Annotated in this window: 16 protein-coding genes; 9 read left to right on the top strand and 7 right to left on the bottom strand. The window is 67.1% G+C overall.

What is annotated here, in order from left to right:
- Window positions 1-46 precede the first annotated feature (46 nt).
- Window positions 47-2,275, top strand: coding sequence for an NADP-dependent isocitrate dehydrogenase (locus BM43_RS20400; RefSeq protein ID WP_036049473.1), 2,229 nt, complete (start codon window positions 47-49; stop codon window positions 2,273-2,275).
- 183 nt (window positions 2,276-2,458) lie between these two features.
- On the opposite strand, the gene BM43_RS20395 is transcribed toward BM43_RS20400, so the two are convergent.
- A complete protein-coding gene (locus BM43_RS20395) occupies window positions 2,459-2,686 on the bottom strand; it encodes a hypothetical protein (RefSeq protein WP_013699152.1) in 228 nt (75 codons plus the stop codon).
- A gap of 659 nt (window positions 2,687-3,345) precedes the next feature.
- Here BM43_RS20395 and BM43_RS20390 point away from each other — a divergent pair.
- From BM43_RS20390 to BM43_RS20365, 6 genes are all read left to right on the top strand, one after another.
- Window positions 3,346-5,748 carry an ATP-binding protein gene (locus BM43_RS20390; RefSeq protein WP_013699151.1) on the top strand — a complete coding sequence of 801 codons (2,403 nt, stop codon included), beginning with the start codon at window positions 3,346-3,348 and terminating at the stop codon, window positions 5,746-5,748.
- Window positions 5,749-5,761: 13 nt separating this feature from the next.
- On the top strand, window positions 5,762-6,496 hold the full coding sequence (locus BM43_RS20385; protein WP_036053020.1) for a methyl-accepting chemotaxis protein: 735 nt from the start codon (window positions 5,762-5,764) through the stop codon (window positions 6,494-6,496).
- Entirely contained in the window at window positions 6,493-7,020 is a 528-nt protein-coding gene (locus BM43_RS20380) for a hypothetical protein (RefSeq protein WP_036049474.1), read from the top strand. The genes BM43_RS20385 and BM43_RS20380 overlap by 4 nt, the downstream gene beginning before the upstream one ends.
- A 40-nt stretch (window positions 7,021-7,060) precedes the next feature.
- The gene (locus BM43_RS20375; protein WP_025098178.1) at window positions 7,061-8,026 is read left to right on the top strand and encodes a chemotaxis protein CheX; all 966 of its coding nucleotides are present in this window, start codon (window positions 7,061-7,063) and stop codon (window positions 8,024-8,026) included.
- A gap of 20 nt (window positions 8,027-8,046) precedes the next feature.
- Entirely contained in the window at window positions 8,047-8,412 is a 366-nt protein-coding gene (locus BM43_RS20370; RefSeq protein ID WP_013699147.1) for a response regulator, read from the top strand.
- 154 nt (window positions 8,413-8,566) lie between these two features.
- Window positions 8,567-10,159, top strand: a complete 1,593-nt coding sequence (locus tag BM43_RS20365) for a multicopper oxidase family protein (RefSeq protein WP_036049476.1) — start codon at window positions 8,567-8,569, stop codon at window positions 10,157-10,159.
- A gap of 137 nt (window positions 10,160-10,296) precedes the next feature.
- On the opposite strand, the gene BM43_RS20360 is transcribed toward BM43_RS20365, so the two are convergent.
- Window positions 10,297-10,500 (bottom strand): cold-shock protein, encoded by a 204-nt coding sequence (locus BM43_RS20360; RefSeq protein ID WP_004196460.1) that lies wholly within the window; start codon window positions 10,498-10,500, stop codon window positions 10,297-10,299.
- A gap of 531 nt (window positions 10,501-11,031) precedes the next feature.
- Between BM43_RS20360 and clpS the strand changes: the two genes are divergently transcribed.
- Both clpS and clpA read left to right on the top strand, forming a co-directional pair.
- Window positions 11,032-11,346 carry an ATP-dependent Clp protease adapter ClpS gene (gene clpS, locus BM43_RS20355; protein ID WP_036049478.1) on the top strand — a complete coding sequence of 105 codons (315 nt, stop codon included), beginning with the start codon at window positions 11,032-11,034 and terminating at the stop codon, window positions 11,344-11,346.
- The gene (gene clpA, locus BM43_RS20350) at window positions 11,343-13,640 is read left to right on the top strand and encodes an ATP-dependent Clp protease ATP-binding subunit ClpA (RefSeq protein WP_025098176.1); all 2,298 of its coding nucleotides are present in this window, start codon (window positions 11,343-11,345) and stop codon (window positions 13,638-13,640) included. Before clpS ends, clpA begins: the two co-directional genes overlap by 4 nt.
- Window positions 13,641-13,760: 120 nt before the next feature.
- Here clpA and dut read toward each other — a convergent pair whose 3' ends face one another.
- The 5 genes from dut to BM43_RS20325 form a co-directional block, all read right to left on the bottom strand.
- Window positions 13,761-14,207: a dUTP diphosphatase gene (gene dut / locus BM43_RS20345; protein WP_013699142.1), complete on the bottom strand. Its 447-nt coding sequence runs from the start codon at window positions 14,205-14,207 to the stop codon at window positions 13,761-13,763.
- An 80-nt stretch (window positions 14,208-14,287) separates the two neighbouring features.
- On the bottom strand, window positions 14,288-15,499 hold the full coding sequence (coaBC, locus tag BM43_RS20340; RefSeq protein WP_036049481.1) for a bifunctional phosphopantothenoylcysteine decarboxylase/phosphopantothenate--cysteine ligase CoaBC: 1,212 nt from the start codon (window positions 15,497-15,499) through the stop codon (window positions 14,288-14,290).
- Window positions 15,500-15,603: 104 nt separating this feature from the next.
- Window positions 15,604-16,104 carry a signal peptidase II gene (lspA, locus tag BM43_RS20335; protein ID WP_013699140.1) on the bottom strand — a complete coding sequence of 167 codons (501 nt, stop codon included), beginning with the start codon at window positions 16,102-16,104 and terminating at the stop codon, window positions 15,604-15,606.
- Window positions 16,105-16,106: 2 nt separating this feature from the next.
- A complete protein-coding gene (gene ileS, locus BM43_RS20330; protein WP_036049482.1) occupies window positions 16,107-18,944 on the bottom strand; it encodes an isoleucine--tRNA ligase in 2,838 nt (945 codons plus the stop codon).
- A gap of 96 nt (window positions 18,945-19,040) precedes the next feature.
- Entirely contained in the window at window positions 19,041-20,036 is a 996-nt protein-coding gene (locus BM43_RS20325; RefSeq protein WP_308416487.1) for a bifunctional riboflavin kinase/FAD synthetase, read from the bottom strand.
- Between the last annotated feature and the right edge of the window lie 80 nt (window positions 20,037-20,116).

Here is a 20,116-nt window from a genome sequence, read left to right as displayed (position 1 = left end):
CGCTCTCAGCGATCTTCTGTCAATTTCTCGGTTCCAAGCATCAAACATGTCCACGTCCAAGATCATCTACACCCTCACCGACGAAGCTCCGGCACTCGCGACCTATTCGCTGCTGCCGATCGTCAAAGCCTTCACGCATTCGTCGGGCGTCGACGTCGAAACGCGTGACATCTCGCTGGCCGGCCGTATCATCGCCGCCTTCCCCGAGGCGCTGACGCCCGAGCAGAAGATCAGCGACGACCTGGCCGAACTCGGCCAGCTCACGCTGCGCCCGGAAGCGAACATCATCAAGCTGCCGAACATCAGCGCCTCGGTGCCGCAGCTCAAGGCCGCCATCGCCGAGTTGCAGGCGCAGGGCTACAAGCTGCCGAACTATCCCGACGAAGCGGGCAACGACGCCGAGAAGGACGTCAAGGCACGCTACGACAAGATCAAGGGCAGCGCCGTGAACCCGGTGCTGCGCGAGGGCAACTCGGACCGCCGCGCGCCGCTGTCGGTCAAGAGCTACGCCCGCAAGCACCCGCACAAGATGGGCGCCTGGACCGCCGATTCGAAGTCGCACGTCTCGAGCATGAGCGAGGGCGATTTCTACGGCAGCGAGAAGTCGGCGCTGATCGGCACGGCCGGCAACGTCAAGATCGAGCTGACCACGGCCGACGGCACCAAGAAGGTGCTGAAGGAAAAGACCGCCGTGAAGGCCGGCGAGATCATCGACGCCTCGCTGATGAGCCGCGCCGCGCTGCGCAGCTTCCTGGAAGCGCAGGTCGCCGACGCGAAGGCCAAGGACGTGCTGTTCTCGGTGCACCTGAAGGCCACCATGATGAAGGTGTCCGATCCGATCCTGTTCGGCCAGGTGGTGTCGGTGTTCTATGAAGACGTGCTGGCCAAGCATGCCGACACGCTCGCCAAGATCGGCTTCAACCCGAACAACGGCATCGGCGATCTTTACGCGCGCCTGAAGGACCTGCCGGCCGAGACGCGCGCAGCGATCGAAGCCGACATCAAGGCCCAGTACGAGAAGCGCCCGCACCTGGCGATGGTCAACTCGGACAAGGGCATCACCAACCTGCACGTGCCGAGCGACGTGATCGTCGACGCCTCGATGCCCGCCATGATCCGCGACTCGGGCGGCATGTGGGGCGCCGACGGCAAGCTGCACGACGCCAAGGCCGTGATTCCGGACCGCTGCTACGCGGGCGTGTACCAGGCCGTGATCGACGACTGCAAGCAGCACGGCGCGTTCGATCCGGTGACGATGGGCAGCGTGCCCAACGTCGGCCTGATGGCGCAGGCGGCCGAGGAATACGGCTCGCACGACAAGACCTTCCAGATCCCGGCCGACGGCGTGGTGCGCGTCACCGACGAAGCCGGCAACGTGCTGCTCGAGCACACGGTGCAGACGGGCGACATCTGGCGCATGTGCCAGACCAAGGACGCTCCGGTGCAGGACTGGGTCAAGCTGGCCGTGAATCGCGCGCGCGCCTCGAACACGCCGGCCGTGTTCTGGCTCGACGCGAACCGCGCCCACGACGCGCAGATCATCAAGAAGGTCGAGCAGTACCTGAAGGATCACGACACCAGCGGTCTCGATATCCGCGTGCTGCCGCCGGTCGAGGCGACCCGTTTCTCGCTGGATCGCATCCGCGCCGGCAAGGACACCATCTCGGTGACCGGCAACGTGCTGCGCGACTACCTGACCGACCTGTTCCCGATCATGGAGCTGGGCACCAGCGCCAAGATGCTGTCGATCGTGCCGTTGATGGCCGGTGGCGGCATGTTCGAGACGGGCGCGGGCGGTTCGGCGCCCAAGCACGTCCAGCAGTTCAACGAGGAAGGCTTCCTGCGCTGGGATTCGCTCGGCGAATTCCTCGCGCTGGCCGCCTCGCTGGAGCACCTGGGCAACCAGTACCACAACCCGAAGGCGCTGGTGCTGGCCAAGACGCTCGACCAGGCCACCGGCAAGTTCCTCGACGAGAACCGTTCGCCGGCACGCAAGGTGGGCGGCATCGACAACCGCGGCAGCCACTTCTACCTGTGCCTGTTCTGGGCCCAGGCGCTGGCCGCGCAGACCGATGACGCGGAACTGGCCGCGCAATTCGCCGGCGTCGCCAAGACGCTGACGGAGAACGAGGCGCGCATCGTCGAGGAACTCGGCGCGGCGCAGGGCAAGCCGGTCGACATCGGCGGCTACTACCGTCCGAACGTCGAGCTGACCAGCAAGGCGATGCGCCCGAGCGCGACGCTCAACGGCGTGGTCGACGCGCTGGGCAAGTAAGCCGGGCGAGTGCCCGGCGCCGATCGATCGCATGCGAGCGCGATAACCGGCGCCGGACGAAACACGGCGCGCGAGGTGGGGTTCACCTTGCGCGCTGCGGCCTGTGTCGATAGCCGGGATGCCGGCTGTCGACCGGGCGAAGCGGGAGGCCCGCGCAGCGATGCGCGGGCCTCCCGCTGCCGTTTACACGTGGACGATTTCCCAGTCGTCGAGCTGGCCCGGGATATCGAGCGTGGACGTATCGACTTCCTCGAGCGTCGGGCAGTTCACGCCGCGCGCCAGGTAATCGACCGCGTGCTCGGGGCTCTGGAATTCACCGAGCGAGTCGTTGCCGAAAGTGGCTTCCCAGCCGTCGTTGCCCGGCAGGATATAGAACGATCCCTGGTCCGATCCGTAGCGAAATCCTTTCATTTCATCCTCCGCCTGCTAGTCAAAAAGAATCCGATGTGTGACGGTCATCGTGGGTGGCGCTGTCTGCCTGCCTGCGAAACCGTCGATCCATGGAAACCAGTCTACGTGCGCGCCGAATCCGGATCGAGCCCGTAGAGGTCTCGTTCCAAACAAAAATAAACCAACAAAAACAATGACTTGAAAAATATATTTCGCGATGCGCAACGTTGTGCGGCATTGCGAAAACGTCGATTTGTGCCCCGCACCACGATTTTTTACGACACGCGGCAACGTTCCGCATCGTGAAATTTTCGGGGTTCAGGGCGACGACGGGATGGCCGGCACGAAAAACCGAGGCCGGAAGCGCGGGCGAACGGGGGAGAGGAAGGGTGAAACGAGAGGAGAAATGGACCCGCGGGAGCTGAGCCCGAGCAGGCTGCGGACGATCCCGGAAAGCAGCCCGAAAACGCGATCCGGCCGGAGATTAACGGCATCGCTTCGACGATCTTTAGGCTTCCTCCGGGATATCACGTGGAAATTGTCCATTTCGATACCGAATTTCGGAAGGTCATCGTTCGGTCATATCGCGGTCGCCATAATGCGCCCGCCCGCCGATTCGTCCGATAGTTCGAACGGACGGGCGGGCCGACACAAAACACATGGCTGCTACGGGGATTCACATGACCATCCGACATCGCATTACGTTGCTTGTCGCGCTGATGTTCGTCGCGCTGGCGGCGATCGGCGGCTACGCCGTTTATCAGGCGCAACGCAGCGCGGCGAGCGTTCGTCAGGTGACGCAGGGCGTGGTGCCCAGCGCGCTCGCATCGTCTGATCTCGTCGCCGACGTCAAGGACGTCCAGATCGCGACGATGACGCTCATCTACGCGCCCGATGCCGCCATGGCCTCGCAGGCGCGCGCCGAACTCGACGCCAAGGAAGCGTCGCTGAACACCGCGCTCGACGCGCAGGGCCGCTCGGCGGCCAGCCACGCCCAGGCCGGGCTGGTCGACCAGGCCCGCGAGAGCCTCAAGAACTACTTCGACGCGATCCACGACACCGCCAGGATGAAGGCCGACGGCAAGGCCGAGCTGGCCCAGGCCAACCTGTTCGCCAACGTCGCCCAGTATCGCGACGAGCTGGAGGGCATCATCGAGACGCTGCGCATCGAGAAGAACCGCCAGAAGGACGAGGCGATCTCGACGCTCAACGGCATGCTCGCCACCACCACCATGACGATTTCGGCGGTGGCCGGCGTGGTGATCATCGTGCTGATCGCCGTCGGCCTGATGCTCTATCGCCAGATCGTGCGCCCGCTCGGCCGCATGCAGGAGATGATGAGCGAGATCGCCGCGAGCCAGGACTTCACGCGCCGCGTGCCGGTGGGCCGGATGGACGAGATCGGCCGCTCGATCGTCGCCTTCAACGGCATGATCGAGACGATCCAGCGCAACGCCGCCCAGCTCAAGCAGCGCACCGCCGACATCCAGGCGATGCTGCAGAACATGCAGCAGGGCATCCTGACCATCGTGCCCGGCGGCACCGTGCATCGCGAGTACTCGGCCTTCCTCGAGCGCATCTTCGAGACCGGCGATATCGCCGGCCGCCCGGTGATGGAGCTGGTGTTCGCCGATTCCGACATCGGCTCGGACGGCCGCGCGCAGATCGACGCGGCGATCGACTCCTGTCTCGGCGAGGACGGCATCAACTTCGAGTTCAACCAGCACCTGCTGGTCAACGAGATCGGCAAGCGCATGCCGAACGGCAGCGAGAAGCGCCTGGACCTGTCCTGGTCGGCGATCACCGACGAGACCGGCACCATCGTGCGCCTGATGCTCTGCGTGCGCGACGTCACCGAGCTGCGCGCGCTGTCGGCGCAGGCCAACGAGCAGCGCCGCCGCCTGGAGATGATCGGCGAGATCCTGGCGGTCAGCCAGGACAAGTTCCACGATTTCGTCGAGAGCGCCACCGGCTTCCTGCACGAGAACGAGCGCATCATCCGCCAGCACGAGCGCGCCGACAGCTCCGCGCTGGCCGAGCTGTTCCGCAACATGCACACCATCAAGGGCAATGCGCGGACCTACAGCCTGCAGCACCTGACCAACATCGTGCACGAGGCCGAGCAGGTCTATGACGAGCTGCGCAGCGCCGAGGCCGCGCGCGCCTGGGACCAGCACGAGCTGATGACCGACCTGGCGCGCGTGCGCGAGGCGCTCGACCACTACGCGACCATCAACAGCGTGAGCCTCGGCCGCCGCGGCCCGGGTGGCCCGGGCGCCGCGGTCGAGCCGGATCGCTACCTGGTGGTGGAGCGCCGCCGCATCCACGAGAGCCTGCGCCTGCTCGAGGCGGCCGATCCTTCGGATCCGCACGACTGGCTGAGCATGCGCGATTCGGTACGCGACACGCTGCGCCTGCTGGGCACCGAGACGCTGGGCGAGATGATCGCCGGCGTGACCGATTCGCTGCCGGCGCTGGCGCGCGACCTGGGTCGTGCCGAACCGCTGGTGCGCATCGACGACAACGGCTACCGCGTGCGCAGCGAGGCGGCGGGCGTGTTGAAGGACGTCTTCATGCACCTGCTGCGCAATGCGCTGGACCACGGCATCGAGCCGGTCGAGGCGCGTCGCGAGATCGGCAAGGCCGAGGCGGGCACCATCGACATCGAGGTCGGCGTCGACGCTGGCATGCTGCAGATCACCGTCAGCGACGACGGCCGCGGCCTGGCGCTGGAGCGCATCCGCGGCATCGCCGCCGAGCGCGGCTGGCTCGACGATCCGGCCGTGGCCGGCAACGACGAGGCGGTGGCCGCGCTGATCTTCCGCCCCGGCTTCTCGACCGCCAGCACCGTCACCGACGTGTCGGGCCGCGGCGTGGGCATGGACGCGGTGCGCAGCTTCGTGGTGCGCGCCGGCGGCAGCATCGCGCTGCGCTTCACCGACGATCGCCAGGGCGCCGCCTATCGCCGCTTCCAGACCATCGTCAGCCTGCCGGACCGCTTCGCGGTCGACAGCGTCGGCATCGTGGTCGAGGGCGGCGAAGCGCCGGTGCGCGACGCGGACCGGGCAATCGATCGGGCGTGACGGGGTGTTGATGATGCAAGCAGAAGTTCTGGCGGCCGTGTTCGCGATCGTCGCGGTGGCGGCGATCGCGGCGGCCGTGGTGCTGCGCCTGCGCCTGGCCGGCGCGCGCGACGAGCTGCGGCGCGGCCTGGCCGAGCGTGAGGCTGCGCGGGCGCATCTCGCCGCGCTGGAAGCCGATTGGACGCGGCGCGGCCAGGAGGCCGAGGACGCCGCGGCGGCGCGCGAGCAGTCGCTCGCCGAGACCATCGAGCACGCCTGCGCGCAGATCGCCGAGGTGCGCGCGGCGCTGGCCGCGGCCGTGCAGGAGCGCGATGCCGCCGCCGCCCTGGCCGCGCGGATCGCCGCCGAGGCGGCGCGCCTGCGCGGGCTGGCCGGCACCTTCGAGCGCTGGCACGAGCAGATGATCTCGTTGATGACGCAGAACCAGGACATGCACGCGAAGAACCGCGAGCTGTCCTCGATCGTCGCGCACGTGCTGATCGTCTCGTTGAACGCCTCGATCGAGGCGGCACGCGCGGGCACCGCCGGGCGCGGCTTCTCGATCGTCGCCAGCGAGGTGCGCTCGCTGGCCTCGCGCTCGCAGGAGCTTTCGAAGAGCTACCAGGACAGCCTGAACCGCAACGACCTGGTGACCACCGCGACCTTCCAGGACATCCAGGCCGGCGGCAAGATGATCACCGCCTCGCTCGGCAATGTTGATGCGCTGGCTACCCAGTTGCGCGGCCAGCTCGAACGGAGCGCCGCGTGATCGGATCGAACGCGATCGAGAGCTTCGAGCGGATCTTCTTCGGCGCGGCGCGCGCGCGGCTGGCCGGCGAGGGCGCCTGCCAGATCGTGCCGCGCGAGGCGCCCGATGCCGGGCGCGGGGTGGAGGCGGTGGTGCTGACGATCTCCTCGCTGAGCTTCCGGCTGCTGCTGTTGCTGCACTACCGCGACGACGACGCGACGCGCGCCCACTACGTCGGCGCCGCCGCCCAGCGCAGCCTGCGCGAGGCGATCCTGGAGGTGGCCAACCTCTGCTGCGGCGCGATCAACCAGGCGCTGGTCGAGCATTTTCCCGATCTCGGCATGTCCACACCCTACCGGCTGAACGGCGCGAGCGCCGCGCACCTGGCCGAACTGAAACCCGATCACCTGGCCGCCTACGACCTGAGCCTCGGCGAGGGCGTGAAGCTCGGCGCGACGCTGTGCGTGTGCGCCAACGCGCCGATCGATTTCGTCGCCGACATGCTCGATGTCGACGCGGGCGCGGGCGAGCTCGAACTGTTTTGAACGACGAACCACCGCGAACGAACTCGCGGCAGGAGAATCCATGACGACCCACGATACGCCCGTCAGCAAGGTGCTGGTGCTCGACGACAGCGACACGCATCTCGATGCGATCCGGCAGTTCTGCGACGAGCACCACCTGGTCGGGCTCAAGGCGCGCCGCAACCGCCTGCTGAAGGTGCTGCGCTCGAACATCGACCTCGGCGCGGTGCTGCTGGCGGCCGACTACGGCGGCTCGGCCGACGAGGCCGCCGCGGTGGCCGCGCAGATCGACGCGCTGCGCCCCGAGCTGCCGATCATCGTGCGCCGCGCCGATGGCAGCGACGAGGCCAGCCTGCCGGACGCGCTGCGTCGCGTGGCCTGCGCCAGCTACGCGCTGCCCGACCTCGAGCCGCTGCGCCGCGCGGTGGATGAGTACCTGTTCAGCCTGGCCTATCCGAACGCGCTGGTGCGCGGCATCGAGGAGATCACCGAGGCGCGCCTGGGCACCATGTTCCGCGGCATGAGCATCGAATGCGAGACGCCCTGCATCGTGCGCGACCAGATCATCTACGGCGAGGTGTTCAGCCTGATCGCGCTGGAGAGCGCCTGGTGCCGCGGCTACATGATGCTGCAGGCCGACGAGCAGCCGATGCTGGACTTCGTCGCGGCGATGCACCCGGACGAGCGCGCGCCCGATTTCCGCGACCTCAACGGCGTGCTCGGCGAGTTGACCAACCTGGTCTGGGGCGCCTTCAAGGACCGCTTCCTCGGCAGCAGCAACGGCATGCCGGCGAGCAGCACGGTGCAGGTGCCGCTGCTCGTCAATCACAAGCAGAAGTACATCTCCTTCGGGTCCGAGAACCCGCAGCTCTGCTTCAAGTATCGGGTGACCGACGATGCGTCGGGCCGCACCGTGACCCTCCATCAGCGCTTCGTGTTCAGCCTGCAATGGTCGCCGGAATCGTTCGACGACAGCGCGCAGGCGGTGGGCGAGATGGTCGAGGCGGGCGAGCTCGACTGGTTTTGAGTGACAAACGGAAAACAGACATGGCAAAGATTCTGGTGGTGGACGATTCGAGCACGGTGCGCGACGAAGTCGCGGGCTTCCTGCGCAAGAACGGGCTGGAGGTCGAGACGGCCGTCGACGGCAAGGACGGCCTGACGAAACTGAAAGGCAGCCCGGGCATCAAGCTGGTGGTCAGCGACGTCAACATGCCGAACATGGACGGCCTGACGATGGTCGAGAAGATCCGCGGCGAGCTCGGCAACGCAGCCGTCAACGTGGTGATGCTGACCACCGAGAGCAGCCCGGCCATGAAGGAACGCGGCAAGGCCGCCGGCGTGCGCGGCTGGATCGTCAAGCCGTTCCGCGGCGAGGCGGTGCTCGAGACCTTCCGCAAGCTGGCGAGCTGAGGCGACGTCGGGGCCGCCGCGTGAGCGGCAGGCTGCGCGCGAGCGCGAGCGGGATCGCGGTTTGCATCCGCAAGGTTTCGCGTTTGCGATGGCGCTGCTTGCGCGTCGCGCGTCTGGTGTATCGTCATCCCTTCGCTGACTCGGGATTCGATGGATGATACGCAGGCAATTCTTGCGCCGCGCGCTAGTCGCGGCAGCCACGCTGGCCTTCGCCCGCGCCGCGTTCGCTCAGTCGCACGCGATGCACGGCATGGCGGGCATGGACGACATGAAGGGCATGGCTGGCATGCACGACGCGCCGGCTTCCGAAGCCGCGGCCGACATGGAACTGGCGGCCGCCGACGCGCTGCCCGGCGGCGCGCCGCTCCCCCCTCTGCGCGTGCTCGCCAACCGGAGCGACACGCCGGGCCGTTTCAGCGCCACGCTGGTCGCCCAGCCGGTGGCGCGCCAATTGCTGCCGGGCGCCGCGCCCACTCCGATGTGGCTGTATGGCGATGCCGCGCAGGGTTCGGTCGCCGGCCCGCTGATCGAGCTGCGCGAGGGCGACCAGGTGGAAATCCGCGTCGTCAACCGCCTGCCGCAACCGACCACCATGCACTGGCACGGCCTGCCGGTGCCGCCCGACCAGGACGGCAACCCGCTCGCGCTGATCGAGCCGGGCGCATCGCGCATCTACCGCTTCACGCTGCCGAAGGGCTGCGCCGGCACGTACTGGTATCACCCGCATCCTCACAACATGACGGCCGAGCAGGTGTTCCGCGGCCTGGCCGGCCCGATCGTGGTGCGCGCCGCAGACGATCCGCTGGCCGGCTGGCCCGAGCGGCAACTGTTCATCTCCGACCTCAAGCTGGCCTCGGACGGCACGATCCCGCCGAACGACATGATGGACTGGATGAACGGCCGCGAAGGGCAGTTCGCGCTGGTCAACGGCGCGCGCCTGCCGCGCATCGATGTCGCGCAGGACGAACGCTGGCGCGTCTGGAACGCCAGCAGCGCGCGCTACCTGAACCTGTCCTTCGACGACGGCCGCGCCTTCGAGCAGGTCGGCACGGACGGTGGCCTGCTGGAGCGCTCGCGCAGCGTCAGCGCCCTGCTGCTCGCGCCGGGCGAGCGCGCCGAATTGCTGGTGCGCGCCGGCGATCGGGCCGCGAAGGCCATGCTGCGGGCAGGGACTTACGATCGCAGCAAGATGGCGATGGCCATGTCCGAGGACGACGAACCCTCGCTGCCGGCGGACCCGCCGCTGCCGCTGGCCGAGGTGGCGTTCTCGCCAGCCGCGGCCCGCGCGGTGTCGGCCATGCTGCGCCCGGTGCCGGCGCTGGGCGCGCCGGTCGCGCGCAAGACCGTCACGTTCGGCGAAGCGATGGACATGAACGCGATGATGGCCTCGAAGCCGGGGTCGCGCCCCGCCGGCATGCGCTTCATGGTGAATGGACAGAGCTGGTCGCCGCATCGCGCCACCCTCACCAGCCGACGCGGCGACGTCGAATTGTGGAGTATTGCGAACAATACGGACATGGATCATCCATTCCACCTGCACGGCACGCAATTCCAGGTGGTCGAGCGCGAGTATCGCGGCCGGCGCACGGCGGAGCCTTACCGCGCGTGGCGCGATACCGTGAACGTGAGAAAGGGCGAGACGGTGCGGATCGCGACGGTCCAGCACGAGGCGGGCGAGCGCATGTTCCACTGCCATATCCTCGAACACGAGGACCTCGGCATGATGGGCACGCTGAAGGTGGTGTGATCGCGCGAGTAGAAGAGACTGTCGGTCTCGGGCGAGGCCGACGGAAAGCGCTCAGGAAAATGCACGAGAAAGACGCCGGCAAGGGCGCAAAAAAAACCCGGCTCGGAGCCGGGTTTTTTATCGAGAATCCAATGCGCTCAGGCTGCCTGGATGTTCGAAGCCTGCTTGCCCTTCGGGCCTTGGACGACCTCGAAGCTCACCTTCTGGCCTTCCTTCAGGGTCTTGAAACCCTGCATGTTGATAGCCGAGAAATGTGCAAACAGATCTTCGCCGCCTTCGTCGGGCGTGATGAAGCCGAAGCCCTTCGCGTCATTGAACCATTTGACAATACCAGTTGCCATACCTACTTCCCCTGTCACTCAGTCGTTACCACGAGCACGCTCGAAAAGCTAAACGACCGGCAAATGCAGCCGTTCCCCCCTCACAAGCTCACCTCGGCCCATTCTCCGTCGTCAAAAAAGACAGATTGAAAAAAGTGCCAGCTTGATTGTTGGCGCTCTTTATTTGAGTGTCAAGGGGAATTTGTCGGTGGTTTGGGGGCCGTTGTAAAGAACCCATTTTCAGGGTTTATCCCGCTTTCCACTGTCATACGGGTGCCAAGCGAGGGTGCTTGAAAAGCCCCATAATCAGCCCATATAGCATGCTCGGGCGTCAGGCCTTCGAGCTTGGCGGGAATATGGGATACTCGATCCACGCGTCGCGACACCGGGCTGCCTGCCGGGTTGCGGACACCTTCGGAAGTCGGCGCCGCGAGCCGGTTTTCGCGGCGTGCGAGTGGCGCGAGTCTGTGAGCATGCAGGCTAAACGGTGCCGGCCGCAAGGCTGGTTTATGACAGGATTGCGGGCCTGTCCGAGTTGTTTAGAATGGGTGTATGGCGATTATCCCGGACAAGCAGGACAACACCGTCCTGGAACGCAGCGAGCAGAAGCTGAAGCCGCCTTCGATGTACAAGGTGGTGCTGCTGAACGACGATTTCACCCCGATGGAATTCGTCGTCATGGTGGTGCAGGAGTACTTCAAGAAGGATCGCGAGACCGCGACGCAGATCATGCTCAAGGTCCATCGCGAGGGGCGGGGGGTATGTGGGGTCTATACGCGGGACATCGCGTTGACCAAAGTTGAGCAAGTCGTTACCCATGCGCGGCAGGCAGGGCATCCGCTGCAGTGCGTGATGGAGGAAGCATGATTGCCCAGGAATTGGAAGTCAGCCTGCACATGGCGTTCATGGAAGCGCGCCAGGCGCGGCACGAGTTCATTACAGTCGAACACCTGTTGCTGGCGCTGCTCGACAACCCGACCGCGGCCGAAGTGCTGCGCGCCTGCGCGGCCAATATCGAGGACCTGCGCCAGAACCTGCGCAACTTCATCCACGACAACACACCCACGGTGCCGGGCACCGAGGACGTCGACACCCAGCCGACGCTCGGTTTCCAGCGCGTGATCCAGCGCGCGATCATGCACGTGCAATCCACCTCGAACGGCAAGAAGGAAGTGACGGGCGCGAACGTGCTCGTGGCGATCTTCGGCGAGAAGGATTCGCACGCGGTCTACTACCTGCAGCAGCAGGGCGTCACGCGCCTGGACGTGGTGAACTTCATTTCCCACGGCATCGCGAAGACGGGCAGCGCGGACGCGGCCAAGGCCGGCGACGGTGCACCCGAATCGGAAGACGCGAACGCGCAGAAGGAAACCCCGCTCGCGCAGTTCACGCAGAACCTGAACCAGATGGCCAAGGACGGTCGCATCGATCCGCTGATCGGTCGCGAAACCGAGGTCGAGCGCGTGGTGCAGGTGCTCTGCCGTCGTCGCAAGAACAATCCGCTGCTGGTCGGCGAGGCCGGGGTCGGCAAGACCGCGATCGCCGAGGGCCTGGCCTGGCGCATCACGCGCGGCGAGGTGCCGGACATCCTGGCCAACGCCCAGGTGTTCTCGCTCGACATGGGCGCGCTGCTGGCGGGCACCAAGTACCGCGGCGATTTCGAGCAACGTCTGAAGACGGTGCTCAAGGAACTGAAGGAACGTCCGCACGCGATCCTCTTCATCGACGAGATCCACACGCTGATCGGCGCAGGCGCGGCCTCGGGCGGCACGCTCGATGCGTCGAACCTGCTCAAGCCGGCGCTGTCCTCGGGCAACCTGAAGTGCATCGGCGCGACTACCTTCACCGAATATCGCGGCATCTTCGAGAAAGACGCGGCGCTGTCGCGGCGCTTCCAGAAGGTCGACGTCAACGAGCCTTCGGTCGAGCAGACGGTGGCGATCCTGCGCGGGCTCAAGTCGCGCTTCGAGGAGCACCACGGCGTGAAGTATTCGTCGGGCGCGCTGTCGGCCGCCGCCGAATTGTCGGCACGCTTCATCACCGATCGTCACCTGCCGGACAAGGCGATCGACGTGATCGACGAAGCGGGCGCGGCGCAGCGGATCCTGCCGAAGTCGAAGCAGAAGAAGACCATCGGCAAGTCCGAGATCGAGGAAATCATCTCGAAGATCGCGCGCGTCCCGCCGCAAAGCGTGTCGCAGGACGATCGCAGCAAGCTGCAGACGCTCGATCGCGACCTGAAGAGCGTGGTGTTCGGGCAGGACCCGGCGATCGACGCGCTGGCCGCCGCCATCAAGATGGCGCGTGCCGGCCTCGGCAAGCTCGACAAGCCGATCGGCGCCTTCCTGTTCTCGGGCCCGACCGGCGTCGGCAAGACCGAGGTGGCGCGGCAACTCGCGTTCACACTCGGCATCGAGCTGATCCGCTTCGACATGTCCGAGTACATGGAGCGTCACGCGGTCAGCCGCCTGATCGGCGCGCCCCCCGGTTATGTCGGTTTCGACCAGGGCGGCCTGCTGACCGAGGCCGTCACCAAGAAGCCGCATTGCGTGCTGCTGCTCGACGAAATCGAGAAGGCGCATCCGGACATCTTCAACGTGCTGCTGCAGGTGATGGACCACGGCACGCTGACCGACAACAACGGCCGCAAGGCGGATTTCCGCAACGTCATCATCATCATGACGACCAACGCGGGCGCCGAGTCGATGCAGAAGGGCACCATCGGCTTCACCACGCGTCGCGAGGTCGGTGACGAGATGTCGGAGATCAAGCGCTTCTTCACGCCGGAGTTCCGCAACCGCCTGGACGCGACGATCAGCTTCCGCTCGCTCGATGAGGAAATCATCATGCGCGTGGTCGACAAGTTCCTGATCCAGCTCGAGGACCAGCTTCACGAGAAGAAGGTCGATGCGCTGTTCACCGACGCGCTGCGCAAGTACCTGTCGAAGAACGGCTTCGATCCGCTGATGGGCGCGCGGCCGATGCAGCGCCTGATCCAGGACACGATCCGTCGCGCGCTTGCCGACGAACTGCTGTTCGGCAAACTCGTCAACGGCGGCCGCGTGACGGTCGACGTCGACGAGAACAACACCGTGCAGTTGTCCTTCGACAATTCGGCCGAACCGCCGAAGCCGAGCGAGGAAACGGTCGAAGTGGAGTGAGGCGCGAAGCGCCGGCCACGGCGCCATGAACAAACGGCGCGGGATGCGAATCCCGCGCCGTTTTCTTTTGTCTTTTGTGCAGCCGTTCGCTGCCTTGTCGGGCGACGAACGGCGACCGGCTTACTGGCGGCCGGTGCTGCCGAAACCACCCTCGCCGCGCTCGCTCTGCGCGAAATCCTCGACGATGTTGAAGCTGGCCTGCACCACCGGCACGATCACCAACTGGGCCAGGCGCTCGAACGGATTCAGCACGAATTCGCTCTGCCCGCGGTTCCAGGTCGAGACCATCAGCTGGCCCTGGTAGTCGGAATCGATCAGGCCGACCAGGTTGCCGAGCACGATGCCGTGCTTGTGGCCGAGGCCCGAGCGCGGCAGGATCAGCGCCGCGTAGCCGGGGTCGGCCACGTGGATCGCCAGGCCCGTCGGCACCAGGGCGGTGTCGCCCGGCTTCAGCGTGATCGGCGCGTCCAGGCAGGCGCGCAGGTCGAGGCCCGCGCTGCCCGGCGTGGCGTAGTTCGGCAGGTAGTCGCGCATGCGCGCGTCGAGGATCTTCAGGTCGAGTTTCATCCGGCAGGTCGCTGGCAAGAAGTCTGGAAGGAAGCGCCGGGCGGCCCGCTTCGCGCGCGGGCGCCCGGCAGGGGATTGCGTCAGATCAGGCGCGTATCGGGCAGGCGTTTCGCGATCTCCTCGATCAGCGTGTGCGCGAGCGTGGCCTTGGCCGCACGCGGCAGGCGCGTGGTACCGGCGGCCTCGAACAGCACCACCTCGTTGTCGTCGAGGCCGAAGGTCAAGGGGCCGAGGTTGCCGATCAGGAGCGGCACCTGCTTGCGGCGGCGCTTCTCCTCGCCATGCACCTCGAGGTCGCCGCTCTCGGCCGCGAAACCGACGCAGTAGGGCGCGTCGGGCAGGGCGGCCACGCTGGCCAGGATGTCCGGGTTCTCGACGAACTCCAGCACCGGCATCTTGCGATCGGCGGTCTTCTTGATCTTGTGCGCAGCCGGCTGCGCGACGCGCCAGTCGGCCACCGCGGCCACCGCGATGAACAGGTCCGCGTCGGGCACCGCATGCATCACCGCGTCGTGCATCTGCTGGGCGGTCTGCACGTCCTGGCGATAGACGCCCCAGGGCGTGGCCAGGTGGACCGGCCCCGCCACCAGATGCACCTCGGCGCCGGCCTGCTGGGCCGCGCGCGCCAGCGCGAAACCCATCTTGCCGCTGGACAGGTTGGTCAGGCCGCGCACCGGGTCGAGCGGCTCGAAGGTCGGGCCGGCGGTGATCAGCACGCGCTTGTGGGCGAGCCGCTTGGGCCGGAAGTGCGAGACGATCGCCTCGTAGATGGCCGCCGGCTCCAGCATGCGGCCGTCGCCGACCTCGCCGCAGGCTTGCGCGCCCGAATCGGGGCCCAGCACCGAGATGCCGTCGGCGCGCAGTTGCGCGGCATTGCGCTGGGTGGCCGGGTTCTGCCACATCTGGCGATTCATCGCCGGCACCACCAGCAGCGGGCAGTCGCGCGCGATGCACAGCGTCGAGAGCAGGTCGTCGGCGAAACCGTGGGCGAGCTTGGCGATGAAGTCGGTCGAGGCCGGCGCGATCAGGATCGCGTCGGCTTCGCGCGACAGGTCGATATGCGCCATGTTGTTGTCGACGCGCGCATCCCACTGGCTGGTGTAGACCGGCCGCCCCGACAGCGCCTGCATGGTCACCGGCGTGATGAACTGGGCGGCCGCCTCGGTCATGACGATCTGCACGCTCGCACCGGCCTTGGTCAGCAGGCGTGTGAGCTCGGCGATCTTGTAGCAGGCGATGCCGCCCGTCAGGCCGACGACGAGGTGTTTTCCTGCGAGTTCCTGGTGTTCCAACTGGACCTCCGCGAATGAAACGGGCCGGCGCCCCAAGGCCCGGCCCCGTAATTTACCGCGCGGCGCCTGCCGACGCTCGCGCGTCGGCGCCGGCCGGCTTGGCTTCAGCGCGTGCCGCGCACGCGGCGCAGCTCGTCGTAGATCAGCAGGATCGCGCCGATGGTGATCGCCGAATCGGCCAGGTTGAAGGCGGGCCAGTGCCAGCCGCCGACGTGGAAATCGAGGAAGTCGATCACGTGGCCGTACATCAGCCGGTCGATCACGTTGCCGAGCGCGCCGCCCAGGATCAGCGCCAGCGACAGGCTGAACAGGCGCTGGTGGCCGTGGCGCTTGAGCAGGTAGCAGATCACCAGGGTCGCGCCGATGCCCAGCGCCGTGAAGGCCCAGCGCTGCCAGCCGCTGGCGGCCGACAGGAAGCCGAAGGCCGCGCCGCGGTTGTAGACCAGCACCAGGTTGAAGAAGCCGGTCAGCGCATGCATCGCGCCGTAGCTGAAGGTCTTCAGCACCGCGATCTTCGAGAGCTGGTCGAACAGGATCACGATCAGCGAAATGCCCAGCCACGGCGCGAGCGCGCCGCCAGTGGATTTCGACAGGGTTTTCGCCATGGTTATGCAGCGCTCCGGGTTTCGCCGTTTTCAAAGAGGTTGGAGAAGCAGCGGCCGCACAGCGTCGGGTGCTCCGCGTGCGCGCCCACGTCGGCGCGGTAGTGCCAGCACCGCTCGCACTTCTGGTAGGTCGAGGCGGCCACCTCGACCGCCTCGTCGGCTTCCGAGGCCACCTCGGTGACGGTGGCCGCCGAGGTGATCAGCACGAACTTGAGGTCCTCGCCGAGGCTCGCGAGCGCCGCGTGGCGCGCGCCGCTCGCGCGGATCTCGACCTCGGCCTGCAGCGAGGAGCCGATCCGGTTCGCGCTGCGCGCTTCCTCCAGCGCCTTGGTCACGTCCGCGCGCACCGCGCGCAGCAGCGTCCACTTCTCGAGCAGGGCGGCCGCGCCGTCGATCTCGGGATAAGCGTAGTAGGTTTCCGTGAAGATCGTTTCGCTGGCCGGCTGGAACACCTTCCAGGCTTCCTCGGCGGTGAACGAGAGGAAGGGCGCGAGCACCCGCAGCAGGCCCTGCGTGACGTGGTAGAGCGCGGTCTGCGCCGAGCGGCGCGCCGGCGAGGCGGGCGCGCTGGTGTACAGCCGGTCCTTCAGCACGTCGAGGTAGAAGCCGCCGAGATCCTCCGAGCAGTAGGTCTGCAGCTTCGCCACGATCGGGTGGAACTCGTACTTCTCGTAGTGCGCGAGCAGCTCGGTCTGCAACTGGGCCGAGAAGGCGATCGCGTAGCGGTCGATCTCGAGCCATTCGGCGGCCGGCAGCGCGTCCTTCGCGTAGTCGAAGTCCGACAGGTTGGCGAGCAGGAAGCGCAGCGTGTTGCGGATCCGGCGATAGCCCTCGGTGACGCGCTTGAGGATTTCCTCGGAGATCGCCAGCTCGCCCGAGTAATCGGTCGAGGCGATCCAGAGGCGCACGATTTCCGCGCCCAGGCGGTTCGAGACCTCATGCGGGTCGATGCCGTTGCCGAGCGACTTGCTCATCTTGCGGCCTTCGCCGTCGACTGTGAAGCCGTGCGTGAGCAGGCCCTTGTAGGGCGCGCGGCCGTCGATCATCGAGGCGGTCAGCAGCGAGGAGTGGAACCAGCCGCGATGCTGGTCCGAGCCCTCCAGGTAGAGATCGGCCGGGAACTGCAGCGCGTCCTTGTGCGAGCCGCGCAGCACGTGCCAGTGCGTGGTGCCCGAGTCGAACCAGACGTCGAGCGTGTCGCGGTTCTTCTCGTAGAGGTTGGCCTCGTCGCCGAGCAGCTCGCGTGCTTCCAGCGTCTGCCAGGCCTCGATGCCGCCGGCCTCGACGCGCTTGGCCACTTCCTCGAGCAGCTCCAGCGTGCGCGGATGCAGCTCGCCGGTTTCCTTGTGGACGAAGAAGGCCATCGGCACGCCCCACTGGCGCTGGCGCGACAGCGTCCAATCCGGCCGGTTGGCGATCATGCTGTACAGGCGCTGCTTGCCCCAGGCGGGGTAGAAGGCGGTGTCCTCGACGCCCTGCAGCGCGACTTCGCGCAGCGTGCGGCCGCCGTCGTTGGGCTGGGTGTCCATGCCGGCGAACCATTGCGAGGTCGCGCGGTAGATGATCGGCGACTTGTGGCGCCAGCAGTGCATGTAGCTGTGGGTGTACTTCTCGCTGCGCAGCAGCGTGCCGGCGGCTTGCAGCGCCTCGACCACCTTCGGGTTCGCGTCCCAGATCGGCAGGCCGCCGAACAGCGGCAGCGATTCGATATAGCGGCCGTCGCCCATCACCGGGTTGATGATGTCGGCGTCGCTCATGCCGTGCGCCTTGCAGGAGACGAAGTCCTCCACGCCGTAGGCGGGCGAGGAGTGGACGATGCCGGTGCCGGTGTCGGTGGTGACGTAGTCGCCGAGGTAGACCGGCGAGCTGCGCTGGTAGCCCGGATGCGAGCCGGCCAGCGGGTGGTGGAAGCGCAGGCCCGAGAGCTTCGCGCCGGGCGCGGTGGCGATCACCTTGCCGCTCAGCTTGAAGGCTTCCAGGCAGGCGGCCACGCGTTCCTCGGCGAGGATCAGCAGGCCGCGCGGGGTGTCGACCAGCGCGTAGACGATTTCCGGGTGTGCGTTGAGCGCCTGGTTGGCGGGGATCGTCCAGGGCGTGGTGGTCCAGATCACGATGCCGCCGTCGGCGCGCGGCAGCGCCGGCAGGCCGAAGGCCTGGGCGGTGCGCTCCGGTTCGGCGAACGGGAACATCACGTCGATGGTCGGATCGGTGCGGTCCTTGTACTCGACCTCGGCCTCGGCCAGCGCCGAGCCGCAGTCGAAGCACCAGTTGACCGGCTTCAGGCCGCGATAGACGAAACCCTTCTCGATGATCTTGCCGAGCGCGCGCAACTCCTCCGCCTCGTTCTGGAAGTTCATCGTCTTGTACGGGTTCTTCCAGTCGCCGAGCACGCCCAGCCGCTTGAAGCCGACCTTCTGCTTCTCGATCTGCTCGGTGGCGTAGGCGCGCGCCTTCTTCTGCACCTCCGCGGCCGGCAGCGACTTGCCGAACTGCTTCTCGATCTGGATCTCGATCGGCATGCCGTGGCAGTCCCAGCCCGGCACGTAGGGCGCGTCGAAGCCGGCCATGTTGCGCGACTTGACGACGATGTCCTTGAGGATCTTGTTGACCGCGTGGCCGAGGTGGATGTCGCCGTTCGCGTAGGGCGGGCCGTCGTGCAGGATGAACTTCGGGCGGCCGGCGCTGGCCGCGCGGATCTTCTCGTAGATGCCGCGGTCCTCCCAGTCCTGCACCCACTGGGGCTCGCGCTTGGGCAGGTCGCCGCGCATCGGGAACGGCGTGTCGAGCAGGTTGACCGGATACTTGGCCTGCGGTTTGGAATCGGCTTTCTTGTTGCTCATGTCGGGAATCGCTATCTCGTTCGGGGACGCTCGCGCGTCGTGATCGGGGGACGGGCGCCGTGACGGCGCGGCGGGCGCCTGGCGCGCCCGGACGGGTCAGCTAATTCGGTCGGTCGCCGAGGTGGCGAAGCCGGTGGCGCGGCCGCCGGGCGGCACGCCGTGCGCGGCGAAATAGGCGCGCGTGTCGACCACGTCCTGCGCGATCGCGCGGGTCAGCGTCTCGAGGTCGATGAACTTGGCCTCGTCGCGCAGCTTCTTGAGGAACTCGACGCGCACCAGCTTGCCGTAGGCGTCGCCATGCCAGTCGAGGATGTGCACCTCGAGCAGCACGCGGCCCGCGTCCACCACGGTGGGCCGCACGCCGAGGCTGGCCACCGCCGGCAGCGGCTTCTCGCCCAGGCCGTGCACCAGCACCACGAAGATGCCCGACAGGGCCGGGCGCTTGTGCGCGATCGACAGGTTCAGGGTGGGGAAGCCGAGGTCGCGGCCGAGCTTGAGCCCGTGCGCGACGTGGCCGCTGATCGCGTAGCCGTGGCCGAGCGCCTGCTTGGCCGCGTCGAGATCGCCCGCGGCCAGCGAGGCGCGCACGCCCGAGCTCGAAATACGCGCGCCGTTGGGCGCGGCCAGCGTGGCCATCTGCTCGACGTCGAAGCCGTGGCGCGCGCCGGCTTCCTGCAGCGAGGCGAAATTGCCGGCGCGCCTGGCGCCGTAGCAGAAATCGTCGCCCACGATCATCCAGCGCGTGTGCAGGCCGTTGACCAGGGTCTGCTCGACGAAGGCCTCGGGCGCCTGGTTGGCGAAGGTATGGTTGAAGTGCTCGACCACCACCCGGTCCACGCCGTTCTCGCGCAGCGCCTCGAGCTTGTCGCGCAGCATCGCGATCCGGGGCGGGGCGCCGGCCGGATTGAAGAACTCGCGCGGGTGCGGCTCGAAGGTCATCACGCAGACCGGCAGCCCGCGCGCGTCCGCGGCCGCGCGCACGCGCGCGAGCAGGGCCTGATGGCCACGGTGGACACCGTCGAAATTACCGATCGTCAGCGCGCACGGGGCGCGGCTCTCGGCGTTGGGCAGGCCGCGAAAGACTTTCACGATAGCGGGTTGGCAGCGGGCTCGATGAAGACTAGGGAACCGAAATACGGCACAAACGGGGCGGGCGGATGCCGCAAAGCACA

This window comes from Burkholderia gladioli, from assembly GCF_000959725.1.
Lineage (GTDB): Bacteria > Pseudomonadota > Gammaproteobacteria > Burkholderiales > Burkholderiaceae > Burkholderia > Burkholderia gladioli.
Note: the sequence above shows the minus strand (reverse complement) of the source record. Positions and strands in the feature narration are given on the sequence as shown.

Bases quoted from the DNA above. Each gene is read 5' to 3' on its own strand.
- BM43_RS20400 (WP_036049473.1), top strand. From the start codon at position 47: ATGTCCACGTCCAAGATCATCTACACCCTCACCGACGAAGCTCCGGCA.
- BM43_RS20395 (WP_013699152.1), bottom strand. From the start codon at position 2,686: ATGAAAGGATTTCGCTACGGATCGGACCAGGGATCGTTCTATATCCTG.
- BM43_RS20390 (WP_013699151.1), top strand. From the start codon at position 3,346: ATGACCATCCGACATCGCATTACGTTGCTTGTCGCGCTGATGTTCGTC.
- BM43_RS20385 (WP_036053020.1), top strand. From the start codon at position 5,762: ATGCAAGCAGAAGTTCTGGCGGCCGTGTTCGCGATCGTCGCGGTGGCG.
- BM43_RS20375 (WP_025098178.1), top strand. From the start codon at position 7,061: ATGACGACCCACGATACGCCCGTCAGCAAGGTGCTGGTGCTCGACGAC.
- BM43_RS20370 (WP_013699147.1), top strand. From the start codon at position 8,047: ATGGCAAAGATTCTGGTGGTGGACGATTCGAGCACGGTGCGCGACGAA.
- BM43_RS20365 (WP_036049476.1), top strand. From the start codon at position 8,567: ATGATACGCAGGCAATTCTTGCGCCGCGCGCTAGTCGCGGCAGCCACG.
- BM43_RS20360 (WP_004196460.1), bottom strand. From the start codon at position 10,500: ATGGCAACTGGTATTGTCAAATGGTTCAATGACGCGAAGGGCTTCGGC.
- clpS (WP_036049478.1), top strand. From the start codon at position 11,032: ATGGCGATTATCCCGGACAAGCAGGACAACACCGTCCTGGAACGCAGC.
- clpA (WP_025098176.1), top strand. From the start codon at position 11,343: ATGATTGCCCAGGAATTGGAAGTCAGCCTGCACATGGCGTTCATGGAA.
- dut (WP_013699142.1), bottom strand. From the start codon at position 14,207: ATGAAACTCGACCTGAAGATCCTCGACGCGCGCATGCGCGACTACCTG.
- lspA (WP_013699140.1), bottom strand. From the start codon at position 16,104: ATGGCGAAAACCCTGTCGAAATCCACTGGCGGCGCGCTCGCGCCGTGG.
- ileS (WP_036049482.1), bottom strand. From the start codon at position 18,944: ATGAGCAACAAGAAAGCCGATTCCAAACCGCAGGCCAAGTATCCGGTC.